This window comes from Nostoc sp. 'Peltigera membranacea cyanobiont' 232 (assembly GCF_002245985.1).
Classification (GTDB): Bacteria; Cyanobacteriota; Cyanobacteriia; order Cyanobacteriales; family Nostocaceae; genus Nostoc.
Genome location: NZ_NOLK01000108.1, coordinates 1 through 19,274, shown reverse-complemented (window position 1 = coordinate 19,274; position 19,274 = coordinate 1). Strand labels below are relative to the sequence as shown.

General features: G+C 40.7%; 17 protein-coding genes. 14 read left to right on the top strand and 3 right to left on the bottom strand.

Annotated features, from left to right (window positions below):
• The first annotated feature begins 111 nt into the window (after positions 1-111).
• Together CDG79_RS27820 and CDG79_RS27815 are read left to right on the top strand one after the other, a co-directional pair.
• Positions 112-1,596, top strand: coding sequence for an amidohydrolase family protein (locus tag CDG79_RS27820; RefSeq protein ID WP_094345000.1), 1,485 nt, complete (start codon positions 112-114; stop codon positions 1,594-1,596).
• An 89-nt stretch (positions 1,597-1,685) separates the two neighbouring features.
• Positions 1,686-3,164 (top strand): amidohydrolase family protein, encoded by a 1,479-nt coding sequence (locus tag CDG79_RS27815; protein WP_094344999.1) that lies wholly within the window; start codon positions 1,686-1,688, stop codon positions 3,162-3,164.
• A gap of 134 nt (positions 3,165-3,298) precedes the next feature.
• Here CDG79_RS27815 and CDG79_RS42835 read toward each other — a convergent pair whose 3' ends face one another.
• Positions 3,299-3,520 (bottom strand): hypothetical protein, encoded by a 222-nt coding sequence (locus CDG79_RS42835; RefSeq protein WP_189525158.1) that lies wholly within the window; start codon positions 3,518-3,520, stop codon positions 3,299-3,301.
• A 29-nt stretch (positions 3,521-3,549) separates the two neighbouring features.
• On the opposite strand from CDG79_RS42835, the gene CDG79_RS27810 reads away from it, so the two are divergent.
• The 5 genes from CDG79_RS27810 to CDG79_RS27790 all read left to right on the top strand — a co-directional run bounded on the left by CDG79_RS27810 (position 3,550) and on the right by CDG79_RS27790 (position 9,332).
• The gene (locus CDG79_RS27810) at positions 3,550-4,731 is read left to right on the top strand and encodes an acyl-CoA dehydrogenase family protein (RefSeq protein WP_189525157.1); all 1,182 of its coding nucleotides are present in this window, start codon (positions 3,550-3,552) and stop codon (positions 4,729-4,731) included.
• Positions 4,732-4,841: 110 nt separating this feature from the next.
• Positions 4,842-5,663 carry a class I SAM-dependent methyltransferase gene (locus CDG79_RS27805; RefSeq protein ID WP_094344998.1) on the top strand — a complete coding sequence of 274 codons (822 nt, stop codon included), beginning with the start codon at positions 4,842-4,844 and terminating at the stop codon, positions 5,661-5,663.
• A gap of 301 nt (positions 5,664-5,964) precedes the next feature.
• Positions 5,965-7,059, top strand: coding sequence for an aliphatic sulfonate ABC transporter substrate-binding protein (locus CDG79_RS27800; RefSeq protein ID WP_094344997.1), 1,095 nt, complete (start codon positions 5,965-5,967; stop codon positions 7,057-7,059).
• Positions 7,060-7,096: 37 nt separating this feature from the next.
• Positions 7,097-7,960 carry a TauD/TfdA dioxygenase family protein gene (locus CDG79_RS27795; RefSeq protein ID WP_094344996.1) on the top strand — a complete coding sequence of 288 codons (864 nt, stop codon included), beginning with the start codon at positions 7,097-7,099 and terminating at the stop codon, positions 7,958-7,960.
• A 283-nt stretch (positions 7,961-8,243) separates the two neighbouring features.
• Positions 8,244-9,332, top strand: coding sequence for an aliphatic sulfonate ABC transporter substrate-binding protein (locus tag CDG79_RS27790; RefSeq protein WP_094344995.1), 1,089 nt, complete (start codon positions 8,244-8,246; stop codon positions 9,330-9,332).
• Positions 9,333-9,661: 329 nt separating this feature from the next.
• On the opposite strand, the gene CDG79_RS27785 is transcribed toward CDG79_RS27790, so the two are convergent.
• Positions 9,662-9,889 carry a helix-turn-helix domain-containing protein gene (locus tag CDG79_RS27785; protein WP_094344994.1) on the bottom strand — a complete coding sequence of 76 codons (228 nt, stop codon included), beginning with the start codon at positions 9,887-9,889 and terminating at the stop codon, positions 9,662-9,664.
• Positions 9,890-10,064: 175 nt separating this feature from the next.
• On the opposite strand from CDG79_RS27785, the gene CDG79_RS27780 reads away from it, so the two are divergent.
• Together CDG79_RS27780 and CDG79_RS27775 are read left to right on the top strand one after the other, a co-directional pair.
• Positions 10,065-10,349, top strand: coding sequence for a hypothetical protein (locus CDG79_RS27780; RefSeq protein WP_094344993.1), 285 nt, complete (start codon positions 10,065-10,067; stop codon positions 10,347-10,349).
• Positions 10,350-10,535: 186 nt separating this feature from the next.
• Entirely contained in the window at positions 10,536-12,734 is a 2,199-nt protein-coding gene (locus CDG79_RS27775) for a CHASE2 domain-containing protein (protein WP_094344992.1), read from the top strand.
• A gap of 72 nt (positions 12,735-12,806) precedes the next feature.
• On the opposite strand, the gene CDG79_RS27770 is transcribed toward CDG79_RS27775, so the two are convergent.
• Positions 12,807-14,267, bottom strand: a complete 1,461-nt coding sequence (locus CDG79_RS27770; protein WP_094344991.1) for a TM0106 family RecB-like putative nuclease — start codon at positions 14,265-14,267, stop codon at positions 12,807-12,809.
• 401 nt (positions 14,268-14,668) lie between these two features.
• Here CDG79_RS27770 and CDG79_RS27765 point away from each other — a divergent pair, with 401 nt between their 5' ends.
• The 5 genes from CDG79_RS27765 to CDG79_RS27745 all read left to right on the top strand — a co-directional run bounded on the left by CDG79_RS27765 (position 14,669) and on the right by CDG79_RS27745 (position 19,015).
• Positions 14,669-15,862, top strand: a complete 1,194-nt coding sequence (locus CDG79_RS27765) for an aminotransferase class V-fold PLP-dependent enzyme (RefSeq protein ID WP_094344990.1) — start codon at positions 14,669-14,671, stop codon at positions 15,860-15,862.
• Positions 15,863-16,026: 164 nt separating this feature from the next.
• The gene (locus tag CDG79_RS27760; RefSeq protein ID WP_094344989.1) at positions 16,027-16,416 is read left to right on the top strand and encodes a DUF6960 family protein; all 390 of its coding nucleotides are present in this window, start codon (positions 16,027-16,029) and stop codon (positions 16,414-16,416) included.
• A 69-nt stretch (positions 16,417-16,485) separates the two neighbouring features.
• Positions 16,486-17,295 carry a DUF6745 domain-containing protein gene (locus CDG79_RS27755; protein WP_143855595.1) on the top strand — a complete coding sequence of 270 codons (810 nt, stop codon included), beginning with the start codon at positions 16,486-16,488 and terminating at the stop codon, positions 17,293-17,295.
• A 98-nt stretch (positions 17,296-17,393) separates the two neighbouring features.
• On the top strand, positions 17,394-18,476 hold the full coding sequence (locus tag CDG79_RS27750; protein ID WP_094344987.1) for a glycosyl transferase: 1,083 nt from the start codon (positions 17,394-17,396) through the stop codon (positions 18,474-18,476).
• 125 nt (positions 18,477-18,601) lie between these two features.
• Entirely contained in the window at positions 18,602-19,015 is a 414-nt protein-coding gene (locus CDG79_RS27745) for a secondary thiamine-phosphate synthase enzyme YjbQ (protein ID WP_094344986.1), read from the top strand.
• The last annotated feature ends 259 nt before the right edge of the window (positions 19,016-19,274 follow it).

The following is a 19,274-nucleotide window of genomic DNA, read 5'->3' as shown; positions in this document are numbered from 1 at the left end:
AAGAAAAATCCCAACTTCTTCAAAAGAATTGCTGTTGAGAAGGGAGTAAACAAACTTCTGAATCAGCATTGACTATCTACCCAATCTAATTTAAAAATCAGGTAGAACACTATGACTATTGCATTAGACCGTCCCAGAAAAACTAAGTCTGCTCAAATTCGGGAAAAACTGGGTTATCCCATCATCGACACCGATGTACATACCCAAGAGTTTCCCCCAGCATTCTTAGACTATTTAGAGCAAGTTGCTGGAACTGCGATCGCAGAGCGTTTTCAAGAACACTTACCCGGTGCATCTCGCTCTAAATGGTTCAAGCAATCTTGGGATGAACGCCGTGCTAATCGCACCGCCCGCCCTCCTTTCTGGACTCGTCCCACTAACGATGCTTTAAATTTAGCTACCGTTAGTTTGCCTAAGTTGTTGCACGAACGCTTACAAGAGGCTGGTACAGACTTTGCTGTTGTGTATCCCAACTTGGCAACAATGGCTCCACACATCGGCAATGAAGAAATGCGGCGGGCTGTTTGTCGGGCAGCTAATACATACCACGCTGATATTTTCCGTCCTTATAGCGATCGCTTAACACCCATTGCTTCCATCCCCATGCATACGCCCGAAGAGGCGATCGCAGAATTGGAATATGCGGTGAAAGTGCTGGGACTCAAAGCAATTCAAATTCCCGGCCATATCCGCCGCCCAATTCCCGCTTTCGAGAAGTATGGTGAGGAAGTAGCCAATGAAGCCATTTGGATTGATACTTTTGGCTTGGATAGCAAGTATGATTACGATCCCTTCTGGGCGAAGTGCGTAGAACTGAAAGTTGTCCCCACCACCCACTCTTCTGGTATGGGTTGGATAAATCGGCGTTCCATTAGCAATTACCAATACAACCATATTGGTCACTTTGCATCGGCTGGGGAAGCATTATGTAAATCTCTGTTTTTTGGTGGTGTAACTCACCGCTTCCCCACTCTCAAATTTGCCTTTTTAGAAGGAGGTTCAGCTTGGGGTGCTAGTTTGTACACCGATTTAATTTGGCATTGGGATACGCGTAATAAAGACCATTTGGTGGAAAATAACAATCCTGCCAATATCAATCGCGAAGAATTGCTAGAACTTTATACCCGCTATGGTGGTGAATTAGTACACGGTCGTTTGGATCGACTAGGTAGTGGTTTAGGTTTCCACGCTGAGTTATTATCTCCCCTAGAACCAGGTGATTTGGATGAATTCGCCGTTGCAGGAGTTACCAAGCCAGAGGATATCCGCGATCGCTTTTTGAATCATTTCTACTTCGGGACAGAATCAGATGATACCCGTGTAGCTCAAGCTTTTAACCATAAAGCTAATCCTTATGGCGATCACGTTAAAGCCTTCTTAGGTTCCGATTCTGGTCACTGGGACGTACCTGATATTACTGCGATCGCTGCTAATACCTATTCAATGGTGGAACGCAAGATTATCACCGAAGAAGATTTGCAATATTTCCTATCAATTCATCCTTTGGAGTTATACACCAGCCTCAATCGTGACTTCTTTAAAGGTACGGCTGTCGAGAAAACAGCAGATGAATTTTTGGCTGGGAAATTAAAGTAAGAGACGCGATAAATCGCCGTCTCTACAAAGGATTGATTCTGCGTCTTTGCTAATTCCCGTAAATATTTGAATAATTAGGGTAAACTATCATGACGATCGCTCTAGACCGCCCACAAAAAACCAGGTCTGCTCAAATTCGGGAAAAACTTGGTTATCCGATCGTTGACACCGATGTACATACCCAGGAATTTGAACCGGCAGTCTTGGATTATTTAGAGCAAGTTGGTGGAACTGAAATTGTCGAACGTTTCAAAGAAAATTTACCAGGATCTTCTCGCTTTAAGTGGTACAAACAAAGTTGGGAAGAACGTTTTGCTTATCGCACCAATCGCCCTAACTGGTGGGGTCGTCCCACAAAAAATACTTTGAATTTGGCTACCATTAGCTTGCCCAAGTTGCTGCACGAACGCTTGCAAGAAGCAGGTACAGATTTTGCGGTTGTGTACCCCAACTTGGCAACAATGGCCCCAAATATCGGCAACGAAGAAATGCGACGGGCTGTTTGTCGGGCAGTTAACACTTACCATGCTGATATTTTCCGTCCTTATAGCGATCGCTTAACACCCATCGCCGCCATTCCCCTCCACACTCCCGAAGAAGGGATTGAAGAGTTGGAATATGCAGTGAATGTTCTCGGACTCAAAGCAATTCAAATTCCCGGTTACGTTCGTCGTCCAATTCCTGCCTTTGAGAAGTATGGCAAAGAAGTCGCTAACGAAGTGGTTTGGATTGATAACTTTGGCTTAGATAGTGAGTATGATTACGATCCATTCTGGGCTAAGTGCGTAGAATTGAAAGTTGTACCCACAACTCACGCTTCTAGCCAAGGTTGGACAACTCAGCGTTCTGTCACCAACGCCCAATATAATCACATTAATCACTTTGCCTTTGCTGCGGAAGCATTATGCAAATCCCTGTTCTTTGGTGGAGTTACCCGCCGCTTCCCGCAATTAAAGTTTGCCTTTTTAGAAGGTGGTTCAGCTTGGGGTGCTAGTCTATACGCTGATATTATTTGGCACTGGGAAACCCGCAACAAACAACATTTGTTATCAAATAACAATCCTGCTATTATCGATAAGGAAGCACTAATAGAGTTATATACTCGCTACGGTGGCGAACTGGTAGATGGACGCTTAGATAAAATTGGTGACGGTTTAGGATTCCACCATCAACTATTAGCTCCAGAAAATCCAGGCGAACTCGACGAATTTGAACTAGCAGGAATTGAGAAACCAGAAGATGTGCGCGATCGCTTCTTGAATCATTTCTACTTCGGTACAGAATCAGACGATACCCGTGTATCACAAGCATTTAACCGTGCCGCTAATCCCTTTGGCGACAGAGTTAAAGCCTTCTTAGGTTCCGATTCCGGTCACTGGGACGTACCTGATATCACCGCCGTTACTGCCAACGCCTACTCAATGGCAGAACGCGAAATCATTACCGAAGAAGACCTCCGCTACTTCCTCTCAATCCATCCTTTGGAGTTGTACACCAGTCTCAATCAAGACTTCTTCAAGGGTACAGGTGTTGAGAAAGCCGCAAACGAATATTTATCTGGGAAATAGGGAATAGGGAATGGGGAATAGAGAAAGAATGACTATGCCCCATGCCCAGTGCCCAATGCCCAGTCTTTACAACGTTCCATGTTCCATTTCCTCTGTTCATTTGTAGGGTGGGCAAGACTCACTCTGCATTTCTCCTAAATTCTGTGTCTAATACCAACAATCTGCACCTTTATTGCATCAACTTTCACCTTTGATGCATCGGTTTGTATCTTTATTGCATTGGTTTGCACCTTTGATGCATCGATTTGTACCTTTATTGCATTGACTTGCACCTTTGATGCATCGGTTTGTACCTTTATTGCATCGACTTGTACCTTTAATGCATCGACTTGCACCTTTATTGCATCGACTTGCAAAAATTAACCTACACAAAAATGATTTAATTATGGTACTAAATATTACAAAACCAAAAGACTACATTGACCTAGCAGCTTCTCTATCCAAGGAACTTGCTCAATCCGCAGTTGAACGGGATGCCAAAGCCGGAGTTCCAGAAGAGGAAATTAATAAACTGCGTGAAAGTGGCTTACTACCACTGATTGTACCCAAGCAATATGGTGGCATTGGTGCAACTTGGATTGATGCCTTAAAAATTGTTAGGAAACTATCAAAAGCTGATGGTTCAATTGGTCAATTGTATGGTAATCATCTCAATTTGACAGCTTTAGGTCACGTTTCCGGCACGCCAGCCCAAAAAGAAAAATACTATAGAGAAACTGCTAAAAAGAACTTATTTTGGGCAAATGCCATCAATACAAAGGATACAAGGCTGAAAATAAATCCAGAAGGTGAGAACTTTCGGGTTAATGGTGTTAAAAGCTTTGGCACAGGTATTTCCGTTGCAGATTATCGGGTATTCTCCGCTTTAGAAGATGGCGTAGAATTGCCCTTTATATTCATAATTCCCAAAGACAGGGAAGGGTTAGTTTCCAATCAAGATTGGGACAACATTGGGCAACGCCGCACTGATAGCAGTAGTTATACATTTAACAATGTTTTAGTAGAAAAAGATGATATTTTGGGGCCACCCAATCCCCCAGATAGTGCCTTCTCAACCTTTCTTGGTATTATTGCCCAGCTAACAAAAACCAACGTTTATCTGGGGATTAGTAAAGGAGCCTTTATTGCTGCTCGTGAATATACTAAAACTACTACTCAACCGTGGATTACATCAGGTGTAGATAGTGCGACTAAAGACCCATATATTCTGCATCATTACGGTGACTTTTGGATTGAGATTCAAGCTGCGATCGCTCTAGCCGACCAAGCAGCCGAAAAGGTGCAAGCAGCCTGGGAAAAAGATACAGAACTGACTCATCAGGAGAGGGGAGAAGTTGCGATCGCAGTTTCCGCAGCCAAAACATTAGCTACTCGTGTAGGTATAGATATTACCAACCGCATCTTTGAAGTTACGGGAAGCCGTTCCACAGCAACCAAATACGGGTTTGATCGTTATTGGCGAGATTTGCGAACCTTTACCCTCCACGATCCTGTGGACTACAAATTGAAAGCGATCGGCGATTGGGTACTCAACAATGAACTACCTGTCATCACTCAATATTCTTAGGGCATTGGTTATTTCTCTCTCCACCTTAAGAGCTTCCCCTGCTCCCTCATTACCATAGACGCGATTCATCGCGTCTATACATAATCCAAAATCTAAAATCCAAAATTGATATGACTCAACTAAAAACACTTCCCACATACGACTCAAGTTTATTTGAGGGAGCCGCAGAGGGCTACGCTCAATATAGAACCAAATACCCACCGATTGTATTCGACAAACTAGCCGAAATATTTCATCTCAATGGTCAAGGACGACTCCTTGATTTAGGTACTGGGCCAGGATTAATATCAATTCCTCTGCGAACCCAATTTGAGGAAGTTGTGGCGATCGATCCCGATCCAGAAATGATTGCAGAAGCTAAACGGCAAGCAGCAGCAGTTGGAGCAAAGAATATTACTTGGTTAGAACAAGGAGCCGAGTTAATCGACTCTAGTTTAGGGAAATTTAAGTTAACCACTATTGGTAGAGCCTTCCACTGGATGGAACGCGAATTAGTGCTAGAACGCCTTTATGAATTGCTGACTGATGATGGTGCAATCGCACTGCTTCAGACTGGTGATAACCCTTGGGAAAGCAATCTACCTTGGAAACAAGCTGCTGTAGGAGTAGTAAAGAAATGGTTAGGTGAAGAACGGCGGACTGGACAACGAGGACAAGGCACTCGTAAACCCCTCGATCCTCCTCATGAAGTCATCATTCGCAATTCGGCTTTTGCTCGTCAAGAAAACTATGAAGTGCCATTTGAAAAATCTTGGACTGTCGATAGTTATCTTGGCTACTTATACACAACAGCCTTCTCCCTCAAAATTTTCTATGGCAATAACGCCCCAGCATTTGAAAAGGATATCAGGGAAGCGTTACTAGCAGCTGAACCGTCTGGACATTTCACAGAAGAACTCAAAGCTACAATTCTAGTCGCTTGGAAGCACTAACAAAATTGAACGCCACCCAGACAGAGTTCCACTTACAAATTTTAATCTTCCACTAGCACGACATTGGAGTGGGCCCTCTCACTCCATTTCCTAAATTTTTGCCTCCTAAATACTAAAGTTTCAGTTCCTCGAGTCGTTGCGGGGTGGGTAATACCCACTCTCTTCTCTAATTTCATAAGTAAAGTTTTTGAATTATAAAAAACATCTATTGATTAGAGTTTTCAAATAAACTTTTCGTTCTTGATATTGCAATTAATCACCATTGTTCTAACCACCTAAAAGGGAACCAGTAAAATAACCCATGCCAGCTTTAAAAGGAAAGTTTGAATTCAGAAAAAGTCCAAGAACAACACGCCGTTCCTTGTTATTTGCTTTGGGCTACTGCTTAATGCTATCGACAACCCTATCAAGTTGTAGTGAAGCCAAAAATAATAGTCAGCAGTCGGTAGCTTCCCCCCTATCTGTGGCTTCATCTAGTACTACAGAGAAGCAAATAGTGCGGATTGTACGTTCAAAACAACTTTCCGCTTTAGCAGTTTTAGAAAAGCAGGGTTCTTTAGAAAAGCGATTAGAGCCTCTAGGTTTTAAAGTGCAGTGGGCTGAGTTTGCAGCTGGGCCACAACAGTTAGAAGCCTTGAATGCAAATGGATTGGATATTGCATCTACAGCCGAGTCGCCTCCTATATTTTCCCAAGCAGCAGGAGCGCCCCTTGTTTATCTAGCTACTACACGCCCTAGTGGTAAAGCTATTTCACTTTTAGTTCCTGTAAACTCTCCAATTAAAACTGTTAGCGATTTGAAAGGCAAAAAAGTGGCTTTTCAGAAAGCCTCCATCGGTCACTACTTATTAGTTAAAGCATTAGAAGATGCGGGACTGAAATTAAGTGATGTTCAATCAGTTTTTTTAGCTCCGGCAGATGCAAATGCGGCATTCAGTCAAAATAAGGTGGATGCTTGGTATATCTGGGAGCCATTCGGTACTAGAAATGAACAAAATAAAATCGCTCGTGTTTTAGCAGATGGTGGAAAATTACGGGATACTGGCAACTTTTATTCCACCTCACGCCAATTTTATCAGGCTCATCCTGATGTAATCAAAGTGTTTTTGGAGGAGCTAGAAAAGTCAGAAATCTGGACTAAGGATCATCCCAAAGAAGTAGCACAACTGCTTGCTCCTGTAACTCAGTTAGATCAGCCGACTTTAGAAAAAATGCATGATAAATATGATTATGGGCTAGTACCAATTACTGAGAAAGTCATTAACAAGCAACAGGAAGTTGCAGATAAGTGGTACAGCCTCGGACTTATCCCCAAGAAGGTGAATGTTAGAGATGGCTTTTTAACGCCTGAAGAGTACGCCAAAATTACTCCCTCAGACGTGTTAGCCAATAAGTAGTTATCCCTAAGAAGAAATTAAAATACAGGAGAATATTATGGCTATCTCGACTTTGACAAAGGTTAAAATTAGTCCTATTGATGCTCCATTGGGAGCGATAGTTACCGATCTTGATGCCAGTCAAGCGATCGCACCTGAAGTTATATTACAACTTAAGGAAGCTTTGCGCGATCGCCACATTTTGATATTCAAAGACCAAAAGCTCTCTGATGAACAGCTTTTCAACTTCGCTCTCTACTTTGGCGCACTATTTGTACCATCAGATGAAACTCCAGTTTTGGCTTCTAAATCGGGAGAAACCCCGGTGGTGATTGCTATTTCTAATGTCGATGGCGGCTATACAGGTACTGGAGAACTCACTTTCCATTCTGACCACAAATGGACTCCCACTCCATCAAGTGGTTCGCTGCTTTATGCCTTGGAAATACCAACTCATGGTGGAGATACTTATTGGTTAAATACCAATTTAGCTTATGAAGAATTAGATGAAGCCACCAAAGAACGGATTGCAGATTTACAGTTAATTACCTACAACCCATTTTTACAAGATAGAAATGCACCCCGCCCTTTATATCGTTTAGATAAGAATATTCCTTTAATAAGTCCTATCTTCCCGCATCCTTTAGTTAGAACACATCCAGATAGTGGTAAAAAGCATCTTTACTTAGATGTCGCTACGGAAGTAGAAATTGTCGGGTTAGAACCGGAAGAAGGATCTAAACTGATTGAACAGTTGCGTCAACATTTAAATCAACCCAAGTTCTACTACCAACACAAATGGTCAGTAGGTGATATTGTTTACTGGGATAATCAAGCTACCTTGCATTACCGTCAAGCATTCAATCCAAATGAGCGACGAGTATTAAAGCGAGTTAGCCTTGCAGGTAGTCGTCCCTTTTAAGATTTATAGCTCAGAAGATTAAGCCAATGGGCGTTTAAACTATACATTTTATTGGTCAATAGTCAAGATTTATTCTGGATGGTTGACCAATAAAACTTGTCTAAATATCATATTCTATGCTTGCAAATCAAAATCGTAAAAAACTTTTTTATTTAAAAACTAGTGTTAATGAATACTTTATTTTAGAAGCAAATTTGATACACTGTAAACTGAAAATGAGTGTTCATAACTCTCATTAAAAACGCTATATCAGCAATAACTATTAAATTTAACTATATAAAAAATGGTTAACAAATTTGGTACAACTCAGACAAGGGTAATTAGTAAATTAGCTTTATTTGTAATACCTGGTTTTGTAGCTTTATCTACTACTTTAATCAGTTGTACGTCAAATGTATCTAACACAAATACAGGAATTGCTCCTAAAGCAGAACCAGCAGGAGCTAAGACTATAACTTTTAAAACCAAGGTACTGCGAATAGGGTATCAAAGCTCTGGTGATTTAGTTAGAGTCAGAGGAGTTTTAGAAAAACGCTTGGAACCCTTGGGTGTCAAAGTAGAATGGGCACAATTTGCCCAAGGTCCGCAACTTATGGAAGCGATGAATGTCGGCAAAATTGATGTTGGCTCAGTTGGTGAAACACCTCCCATTTTTGCCCAAGCTGCTGGTGCAAGAATTGTCTATCTTGCTGGGAGACGAATTACTGCTACTTCGGGTAAAGGGAGTGCGATCGCAGTTCCTAAAGATTCTCCAATTAAGAGTTTAGCGCAAATTAAAGGACAAAAAGTAGTCTTTCAAAAAGGTTCTGCTTCTCACTATTTTATTATCAAAGCTTTAGAAGAAGTTGGCTTGAAATATAGTGATATTAAAGTTTTGAGTATGCCCAATGTCGAAGCCCGTGGTGCATTTATTCAGGGCACTATTCCAGTTTGGGTAACTGGCGATCCTCATTTAGCTTTGGTAGAAAAACTCCATGGTGCGCGGGTGCTAAGAGATGCAACAAATATCGGTACTCCAGGCGGATATTATGTAGGAACACGTGAGTTTGCTAGGGATAATCCTGAATTACTTCGGATTATCTTAGAAGAGATTGATAAAAACGGTGAATGGGCAGAAGCGAATCGCAAAGAAGTAGCCAAACTCATAGCACCTGTACTCAAAATCGATCTATCCATTCAAGAAATAATTTCTGGACGTGCTAATTATCGACTAAAAGGAATTACCCCAGAATTGATGAAAGCTCAACAAAGTGTTGCCGATTTATTTTATAACGAAAAAATCCTGCCCAATAAAATTGATGTTCAGGAAGCCCTGCTGACACCTAAAGAATATGCAGCTATTACTCCACCAACACTCATTAGTGAAAAGTAGAAATTAATAAGATACAGCAGAATTCAGTAGTGAATCCACAAGAAAAACAGGACTTAGGGACTTCCAAATAAAAAATATTCCAAATTTTCTTGTGGGATGGGCATCTTGCCCATCCCACAAATGGATAATTTATTTCTTGGAAAGCCCTTATATCCAGTTTTCGACTTAGCTTGTGTACAACACCAAACTTGAAATCTGCTGTATGAAGGCTAAATGCTAATAATATAATTTTGCCCCAAGTCTTTTTAATTGAGATGGTAGCTGGATTCATGCCCTGCTGTAGTAGGGCTTCATCTGCTGATGCTATTGCTAGATTGCATTAGCTATTTTTAAAAGTATCTCGCTAAAAGCGCTTCACCGGGTTCTCCCATTTGCTGTAATAGCTTTTCAATTTGTTTCATCGCTAGTGGCGAAGGTCGTGTTCGTCCGTTTTCCCATCGGTTTATAGTGTGAAATGAAACCCCTAACATCGTTGACAGTCTTACCTGTGAAAGTTTGAGGCACTGCCGAGTCTCACGAACCAACTGTGCAATGCTTGGCTGTTTGATTGCAGGCATAAGCAAAATATATTTTTATTTTCCTACCAGATATTGCAATATAGCAGATGGTATAACTCTGACTGCACCTATCTATGGTTATAAAGGTTGTAAGTTAGTGATTATGTATTACATCAACTATCATGCTAGCTATTTAAGCTAGTAATAGAGTTGTTTAAATCTAGGGGATGAGAATATGAGGGTTTGGCTTGCTTGCTTTTTGGTGCTGTTTGCCTTGGCGGAACTGTTTGACTGGTTGCAAGAATTTAATCTGCCATTACCTATCTATATTTTGGGTGGCGCTTTTTTAGCTGTTGCTTCTAATTATGATAAAATTGTTGGCTCCTATTTTGACGATCCAAGTATCGAAGCATCACTCGAACAACCACAGTTAGATTCACTAATGCCATCGACTAATGCTATTTCTTTGCCCATTGCCAGTGCTGTTGAAGATGCCCAAACGTCTCAAACAGATGATTAAGCCTCGCTTATCCTTGACGCTGTGCGTTAGCTTGCTTTAAGAGCAGGAATACGCCAAGGTTTATAACCAACAAGTAAATTGCTACATTAATAGAGAAGCTCAGGTTAATTAACTTTGAACCTAGAGTTAGAAAATTAACTTCTGCGCCTGCAACATCTACCCAATTCAGGCTACCGCCGCAACGCCGTGATTAGTGGACTATTAGAAAAACTCCGTGTCCCCTTTGTCAAAGTTCAGGATTCCCGTGAAACGTCCAAGAGCAAAAGCTGGTCGCAAGTTATTTTAGTTACCAGTGTGGGAGTTACCGCCTTTATCTGGGGAATTCGGGAACTCAAATGGTTGCAGCCTTGGGAGTTACGAGTTTATGACCAGATGTTGCGATCGCGTCCAGCACAAGCACCCGATCGGCGAATTTTGCTGGTAAAAATCACTGACGACGATCTCAAACGCGAGAAATGGATTCTATCAGATCGGACAATCAATCAGCTATTAAAGAAAATAGAGTCTTATCAACCGCGAATTGTTGGTTTATATCTTTTCCAACCAGAAGATAATAATTTGGCAGCTAATTTCCAAAATCAAGATAACATCGTTAGCACTTGTTTATTCAGCAGCTTGGGTAGAGATGAAATCCCACCACCGCCCAATTTTCCTATAGATAATGTTGGGTTTAGCGATGTGGTCGCTGACAATGAAAACGACCAAATTCTCCGCCGCACTTTATTGTTTGCTAACTCTACAGACAAGAAATGTACAACATCATTTGCATTTGGGGCACTAATAGCAATTAATTATCTGGAAAAACAAGGTATTGAATACCAGTTTACTAATAAAGGAGAATTTCAGTTAGGTAAAACTCTCTTCCCACGCTTACAAGCTAATTCTGGTAGCTACCAACATCTGGATGCAGATGGATATCAAATATTATTAAATTATCGTCACCCCAACAGCCTCGCCGATCAAGTAACCCTCACACAAGTCCTCAGCGGCCAAGTCAACTCCAGTTTATTCAAAGATCGTCTTGTAATTATCGGCACTACTGCGGCTAATTTACCTCCAAGTGGATTTTATACACCCTACAGTACTTTGCTAGATCAACCAGCCAGAATGTCTGCTCTGTTTATTCATGCACAGATAGCAAGTCAACTCATTAGTACAGTGTTGGATGGGCGACCTTTAATTTGGTATTGGCCTGACTGGGCGGAACTTGTTTGGATGTGGATTTGGTCGCTCTTAGGTGGAATCATCGCATTGCGGTGGCAAAATCCGTTGCTGTTACTAGTGGTGGGAGGGATAACCCTACTTGGGTTAGTAGTAATCTGCGTTGCATTGTTTTTGCAAGCCGGATGGATACCGTTAGTTCCCTCTGCTCTTGCTTTGGTTGTTAGTAGTATCTGCGTGATTGCTTATACTAGCTACCAAAATCAGCGACAAACTCAGGTGATTATTCTGCAAGTTGAAAAACAACAAGAAGCGATCGCCCAATTAAATGTACTATTAGAAGACAAAACAGCAATTCCCGATTCGTCTCTTGATTTTCCTCCCCCAATTGATTCACCAGAAATAAAATCAGGTGATTTGCTTTTGAGTGGACGCTACAAAATCTCTCAAGTTCTGGGTGCTGGTGGATTTGGTCGCACTTATTTAGCACAGGATACTCAACGACCGGGTAATCCAATTTGTGTAGTTAAAAAGTTAATGCCGGCCCGTCAAGATACACGATTTTTGCAAGTTGCTCGCAGGTTGTTTCATAGTGAAGCTGAAATATTAGAATCTTTGGGTAAACATCATCAAATTCCTGAACTACTGGCTTATTTTGAAGATGACCAAGAATTCTATTTAATTCAACAATATATCGAAGGACATACTCTAAGTGAAGAATTACCACCTGTGCAGAATATGCAAAACGAATCATTTGTGATGGAGATGCTCAAACAAGTTTTAGAAGTTCTAGAATTTGTTCACCAGCATCGAGTGATTCATCGTGATATCAAACCGACTAATATTATTAGATGCGTTCAAGATAATCGGCTGGTATTGATTGACTTTGGTGCTGTGAAATTGATGCAACCGCCAAGTAGCGATCGAACAGAATTAGCCACAGTAGCCATCGGGACGCGGGGTTATGCACCTCCAGAACAATTTGCCGGTCATCCCCGCTTATGCAGTGACATTTACGCTTTAGGAATGATTGGTATTCAAGCCATAACTGGGATACCACCGCAAGAACTCCATCCAGATCCAGAAACGGGTAATGTGATGTGGCGGCAATCGGTACAAGTGAGTGAGGAATTAGCGACAATTTTAGATAAAATGGTTTGCTATCATTTTAGCGATCGCTATCAATCAGCCGCCGCCATATTACAAGATTTGAAGTGGATATAACCGCGATTTCTACCTGGTGCTATTTAAACCGGATTCTAAGTAATTGAAAACCTTAAGAAAATCCGAAATTACTTAAGCTAGTCGCAAACCATATTCATCCTGAAAAAAGTTTACAAGCCAGTCTTTCACTTTGTGGGTAGCGCGACAGTCATCTTCGTTGTAGCTTTGGATAATTTCTAGTAAGGTGCGATCGCCTGTTTCTAGCCACCGATCGTACCAGTAAATACATTTAGCACCACTAGCTTCTTTTTCTCGCCACTCAAATCCTAACCAACGGGCGATCGCTTTCAGGGCATAACTTTCTATAGGCAATGCTACACTTTGGGTTAATTGTTCATACACATCCACAAAGCGATTTAGTACTGGATGCACTGAGGCATAAGGAGTGTTGTAAAGCTTTGCCAGCCGTTTGACTGTATCAAACTCGTAGGCACAAAAATGATAAATTGGCGCTTCGGGATATTGCCAAACCAAATCCAAAAATTGCTGCCAAACTAATTCTTCGTCTTCTGGTTTATCTGCTAAAAACGAATAAAACTGTTCTGTGTTGGCAAGTCTATCAACGACCAAAACCCCCAAAAGATAATCTAAATCTAAGTCTGGCTGTGCCTCAATATCAAAGTAAAGTTCTATGGGTGCTGTGAATGTAATCTCTTTTATTGATAGTGGGTATGGTAAAAGAAGCGGTCGTCTTTCCAGTGCTGATTTAGCTTGCACTACTAGCTTGGGTGCAATTTTCCGGTCGAAACCAAGCAGGTTTTCTAAGGTGCTGGGACTGGTGTTAGCGAGAGATTCTAGCGTGGTGATGGCTACATCTTGGAGTTGAGTATAGCGCAGAGGTGTTACGCCTGGTAATAGTGAGAGATGTTTTTCAGATTGAGCGATCGCATAACATTGACTATACCAATGGCAAAAATTACACTTTTGCCGAGAAATAAACACCTCTGGCGGATTCGGTAACTCTAAAACTTCAATGAACTCCTCCAGAATTTGCTGCATCCGTGGTATCCATTTAAACAAGTCCACCGTATAGTTGGCGTTTTTGGTTCGCAATATCAGCAAAGCTGTTTCTGGTACAACTCCCTGCACCGTTGCCAAGACTTGGGTATGAAATGCCGCGACAACTTGATATTCTTGTTTAGGGCGCTTACCCAGTTCAATACTAGCCGGGACATACATCCAATCTCCAAAACGAGACTTTCCTGGCTGTTTGACGAGTAAATTTGGCCGACTCAACAAGGTATATGCTTCAGAATAAGTTGCTAAGAGTACTCCTTTATAAATGTACTCAACCCCACGTTCCATCAATTCCAAAGTTGCCTTCTCTGCTTTTTCCCAGTTTCCATAAGAATAATCTGGTTGGTGGTAAGTCACCTGTGCTAAAGCACCCATCTGATGAGCGATTTTATCCTGTTGCAGTTTCTGTAGCAACTCATTGGGTGCATCGCGCTGACTTTTGTCACCGTGGATATCTAGAAAGGTGCGGCGTTTACAGCGTTGGTATTGTAGTAGGAGTTCAGCATTGATTAGCATTCTTTTAAGTTAACAAGAATTAGTATTATGTGGGAGTAACTTAGACAACTAAAGTTTGCAAGTAGCGATCGCTTTTACATCTGATTTGCTGTTTATTCTATACCAGCCATATCTTTATTAATTCTCGCACTGCGTTTCTATCCCGCCTAGGAATTCAGTTCTGGGTGGGATGTCAGTCAGCGTGACAGTTTCACTCTGACAAAAATCTGGGTAGAGGATTTTTCGACTTGTGTGTATACCGTAGGGTGAGAGATGAGGGAGAATAACAAAATCGCGTTTTATCTATCCATCATTGCAAGCGTACATCTAATCTCATCCTTATTTTTAGCGTTGTTACTAGGACAAAGTACAAATACCTGCTATATAAATAGCCTGTAAACAGCAGATATCCCTTTTAAATTATGACTAGTATTTCTGTCGTCCAAGCCAGGCTGCATAGCCATCGAGAGCAATTTCCCGCTTTAGCCAATAAGACTTATTTCAATTATGGCGGACAAGGGCCGATGCCCCAAAGGGCAATGGATGCGATGACCGAAACTCAAGCTTATGTTCAGCAAATAGGCCCCTTTGGAAATGAGGCGTATCGCTGGATAGCACCCCAGACTCAAGCCGCTAGAGTTGCGATCGCTTCGGAGTTACATGCACCAAGCGAAACAATTACTCTTACCCAGAATGTCACGGTTGGCTGTAATATCGCCATCTGGGGTATAGATTGGCATTCTGGCGACCATATACTGCTCTCAGACTGCGAACATCCAGGCGTAATTGCCACCACACAGGAAATCGCCCGGAGATTTGCGGTAGAAGTTACCACTTGTCCCCTGAAGGCGACTTTAAATGAGGGCGATTCTGTAAAAATTATTGCCCAACACTTACGCCCTAATACCCGTCTTGTAATATTAAGTCATGTTTTCTGGAATACTGGTCAAGTTTTACCTCTTGATAAAATTGCCGAAGTATGCAGAAACAATCATTCTTTTTTATTGATAGATGCTGCTCAATCTGTTGGTTTGCTGCCTTTAAACTTGACAGAATTGGGTGTAGATTTTTATGCTTTCACTGGTCACAAATGGTTATGTGGCCCTGCGGGTGCTGGTGGTTTGTATGTTCGACCAGAAGCGCGAGAAAGCCTGAAACCTACCTTTATTGGCTTAAATGGGATTGTTGTGGATAGTCAATCTCAGCCTGTAGACTGGCTTCCAGATGGGCGACGGTATGAAGTGTCTACATTAGCTTATCCGTTGTATGTTGGGTTAAAGGAAGCGATCGCAATCCATCAACAATGGGGAACATCACAGGAACGTTACGAGCAAATTTGTCAAAATAGTGAGTATCTTTGGCAGCACTTAATGGCGTTACCCGATGTTAAATGTTTGCGAACTTCACCACCCGAAAGCGGTATAGTCTCGTTCCAACTTACAAATAATCAGCCTCAAGCTAATCTCAAGTTAGTGCAATTTTTAGACTCACAAAACATATTAACTCGGACAATTGCCGATCCTAGCTGTATCCGCGCCACCATCCATTACCTGACTTTAGAATCAGAAATCGACCACTTGGTTGAAACAATTCAAAGTTTTTGCAAAACTAGTTAAAAATTAGGAGTTATAAGTTATCAATCTGGGAATTACAATCTTAATTCCCTAACTTCTAATACCGATTAAATTTGAGGTTGCCCCCGAACATAGAAGCTTAAGCAGCTTGTCTCACCAAACTAAAATTTCCAGAGCTTCAAACCTTACGATCAATAAGATATTATATGAGCAAAAATATTGGGACTTGGGGGCTTTATCAATGGTTAACTGAATATGGAGAACATTTAATTTTTTCTAATAACATAGAAAGATTTAAAGCTCTTTTACCTAATGGCAAAGTATTTCACTGTATTAACGAAGACAAGGATTTTTTAACACTACAGTATAATGAAGATGTGTATTATGTAAAGACGACACTCTACAAAAAAGTTCCTATTCCCTTGTTTTCATTCGGTAAGCAAGTACAAGTAACTAATCACCCAGATAGAGTAAATATAGTTAGGGGTATAGAGTGGCATTTTAAGCAAAATGCTGTGATGTATTATTTAGAAATAGATGGAAAACTTAGTTTAAAAAGATACTGGGAGCAAGAATTAACTTTAATTAATATCTAATATCAAAACCTCCAATGCATGACTAATTGCATCAAAAAGTGGGAGGCGGTGCAGCAATTGAGAGGTGGTATGATTAATAGTATTTCCCAAGAGCAAGAAACATTAATACTAGAATATCGTCAAAAATGGTTTAAAATTGGTTTACAAATAGAACAGACTGATTACCATAAAATCAAAAAAGAGATAAACGCAATCCATGCTCTACTTGGATTTAAAGAGCCGGAAATCGTATTAGTTAATAGTCCTTATCAAGCTTTAAAAGCATTAATGGAATTAGATGGATCGAGCAAGAGAATAGGTCAACCTTTAGAAAAATTATTTGACAGAAAAATAAGTCTTTTAAAATCAGAAATCAAGACTCAACTGAATGAAGAATTATGGTTCTCATTAAAAATCAACTTCTTAAGCGAACTTACTGATTTATTTTTAGATAGATTAGAAATACCTTTTTGGAATTTATTAGAAGAAAAGCTAGAGGTAGAATTTGGTAATAAATGGGATAAATTAAGTAGTTTATTATGGATTGAGAAACAACTTCAACCTCAGAATGAGTGGGAGCCATCTGTGGAATTTTATTGTAATAGCTTTTCTTCATGGGCCAGCATTGGTGAAGCTTGTATATATGATTTTTGTATATCAGTTTTAAAATGTGAGCATAATCCTGAAAAATGGAAAACTTTTAAAAATCTAATAAATTCTTGTGGTTGCATTTTACCATACGAGAATATATGTATTATATCTTCTCGCCCTAGCATAATAAGATTAGATGAACAGAATAATCTTCATGGAGAACACCTTCCTGCTATTCAGTTTGCTGATGGCTTTAGCGTATATGCAAATTACGGAAAAATATTAGGCTTGGAACAAACCCTTAAATAAAAATTTTGCTTTTAAAGTTATAGTGTTTCCTAATCAGATGGTGTATTTTACTCAACCGATAACTGCTATATATTAAACTCCTACCTCCTAACTTTAAAATGAAACGTCCAATCTTATACTTAGCCATCACTAACCACGGCTTTGGACATGCTACCCGCATGGCTTCTGTTGCTGCAACCATTCAAAAATTATGTCCAGAAGTTTTGCTAATTCTTGTTACCACTGCCCCACGCTGGTTGTTAGAGTGCTATATAGAAGGCGATTTTATCTATCGTCCCCGTGCATTTGATTTGGGTGTGGTGCAAACAGATAGTTTGACAATGGATAAAGTAGCGACTTTAGAAAAATTGCTGGATATTAAAAAACATCAAAATTCGCTCATTGCCTCAGAAGTTAATTTTATCCGCCAGAATCGCGTTAATCTCATTTTGGCAGATATTCCCTTCCTCGCTCCTGGATTTGCCAAAGGTGCAAATATTCCTTGCTGGATGATGAGTAACTTTGGCTGGGACTTTATCTATCGAGATTGGGGGGGTGAATTTACAGCAGTTGCAGATTGGATTAGTGATTGGTACTCAAAGTGCGATCGCTTGTTTCGTCTTCCCTTCCACGAACCGATGCACGCTTTTCACAATATCACAGATGTCGGACTAACAGGCGGTTCCCCCCATTACTCTGCTGATGATTTACGTTCTCTTTGGGGAATAACTGCACCAGTGGAAAAAACTATTTTATTGACCTTTGGCGGCTTGGGTTTGCAGCAAATCCCCTACGAGAATCTGCGGCGATTCCCAGATTGGCAATTTATCGTCTTCGATCGATCTGCACCTGATTTACCTAATATAGTGAAAATTAGCGATCGTAAATATCGCCCTGTAGATTTTATGCCTATTTGTGGGCGAGTCGTTTCTAAACCTGGTTACAGTACTTTTTCTGAAGCCACAATACTAAGCGTGCCTATTGTTACCATGCCGCGTGCAGATTTTGCAGAAGCAACTTTTATAGTAGAAGGCATAACTAATTATAACCGACATCAAATCATTACCCCATCTGACTTTTTTCAAGGGACTTGGGATTTTCTGCATGAGTTACCGCAACTACCAGAGCAATCTCAACCTATTGCTAAGGATGGTAATGAAGCGATCGCTAAAGCAGTTCTCAATTATTTACAGACGAAATAAAGTTATTCAAAACAATATAAATTAATATATGAATACCAACCAGTACGATACAACATCACAACAACCAAATCAAGCAAATTTAACTGCTAATTAGCTTTTGCTCTCATCAATAATTACTATTTTAAATGACTCACTACCAAAAGTTACTAAAAATTTCCACCAATGCCAAATCTTTTTATAACATCACCCCTAAAGTTGAAGCCGCAGTCACCGAATCGCGGATTGAAACTGGTCTTTGTACTTTATTTTTACGCCACACTTCAGCTAGTTTAGTGATCCAAGAAAATGCCGATCCTGATGTTCTTGTGGATTTAGCTAATTTTATGGCAAAACTCGTCCCCGAATCAGACAAATACATCCATGATGCAGAAGGTGCCGATGATATGCCAGCACACATTCGTACCGCACTCACCCACACTTCTGAACATATCCCCATTAATCGAGGTTATCTAGTACTGGGAACTTGGCAGGGAATTTATATTTGGGAACATCGCCAGCGCAGTCATTTAAGGGAATTGGTGATCCACATTTCTGGATAGCCGATTCTCAAGTTTTATTTAAGGTAGAGTTTAAATACTCTGGTTATTCTACCTACCCTTTGGATATAATCTCATAAACTCGCGGCGATCTGTATTAAACAAATTTCGCCGTGATAGTTTTGTAATGAAAATTATTGATGCGGAACTAATTAGACATAATCTATTAGAGAATTATAAGACTAGTATTTGATTTTTGAAATCTATGTAGGGTGCGTTAGCGTAGCGTAACGCACCATCCCAAGCTTATGGTGCGTTACGC

What these genes read in the sequence shown, in the direction of transcription:
- CDG79_RS27760 (WP_094344989.1), top strand. Translation starts at nt 16,027, where the DNA reads ATGAGCAAAAATATTGGGACTTGGGGGCTTTATCAATGGTTAACTGAA.
- CDG79_RS27785 (WP_094344994.1), bottom strand. Translation starts at nt 9,889, where the DNA reads ATGCCTGCAATCAAACAGCCAAGCATTGCACAGTTGGTTCGTGAGACT.
- CDG79_RS27755 (WP_143855595.1), top strand. Translation starts at nt 16,486, where the DNA reads ATGATTAATAGTATTTCCCAAGAGCAAGAAACATTAATACTAGAATAT.
- CDG79_RS27765 (WP_094344990.1), top strand. Translation starts at nt 14,669, where the DNA reads ATGACTAGTATTTCTGTCGTCCAAGCCAGGCTGCATAGCCATCGAGAG.
- CDG79_RS27820 (WP_094345000.1), top strand. Translation starts at nt 112, where the DNA reads ATGACTATTGCATTAGACCGTCCCAGAAAAACTAAGTCTGCTCAAATT.
- CDG79_RS27790 (WP_094344995.1), top strand. Translation starts at nt 8,244, where the DNA reads ATGGTTAACAAATTTGGTACAACTCAGACAAGGGTAATTAGTAAATTA.
- CDG79_RS27815 (WP_094344999.1), top strand. Translation starts at nt 1,686, where the DNA reads ATGACGATCGCTCTAGACCGCCCACAAAAAACCAGGTCTGCTCAAATT.
- CDG79_RS27810 (WP_189525157.1), top strand. Translation starts at nt 3,550, where the DNA reads ATGGTACTAAATATTACAAAACCAAAAGACTACATTGACCTAGCAGCT.
- CDG79_RS27805 (WP_094344998.1), top strand. Translation starts at nt 4,842, where the DNA reads ATGACTCAACTAAAAACACTTCCCACATACGACTCAAGTTTATTTGAG.
- CDG79_RS27780 (WP_094344993.1), top strand. Translation starts at nt 10,065, where the DNA reads ATGAGGGTTTGGCTTGCTTGCTTTTTGGTGCTGTTTGCCTTGGCGGAA.
- CDG79_RS27795 (WP_094344996.1), top strand. Translation starts at nt 7,097, where the DNA reads ATGGCTATCTCGACTTTGACAAAGGTTAAAATTAGTCCTATTGATGCT.
- CDG79_RS27770 (WP_094344991.1), bottom strand. Translation starts at nt 14,267, where the DNA reads ATGCTAATCAATGCTGAACTCCTACTACAATACCAACGCTGTAAACGC.
- CDG79_RS27800 (WP_094344997.1), top strand. Translation starts at nt 5,965, where the DNA reads ATGCCAGCTTTAAAAGGAAAGTTTGAATTCAGAAAAAGTCCAAGAACA.
- CDG79_RS27745 (WP_094344986.1), top strand. Translation starts at nt 18,602, where the DNA reads ATGACTCACTACCAAAAGTTACTAAAAATTTCCACCAATGCCAAATCT.
- CDG79_RS27750 (WP_094344987.1), top strand. Translation starts at nt 17,394, where the DNA reads ATGAAACGTCCAATCTTATACTTAGCCATCACTAACCACGGCTTTGGA.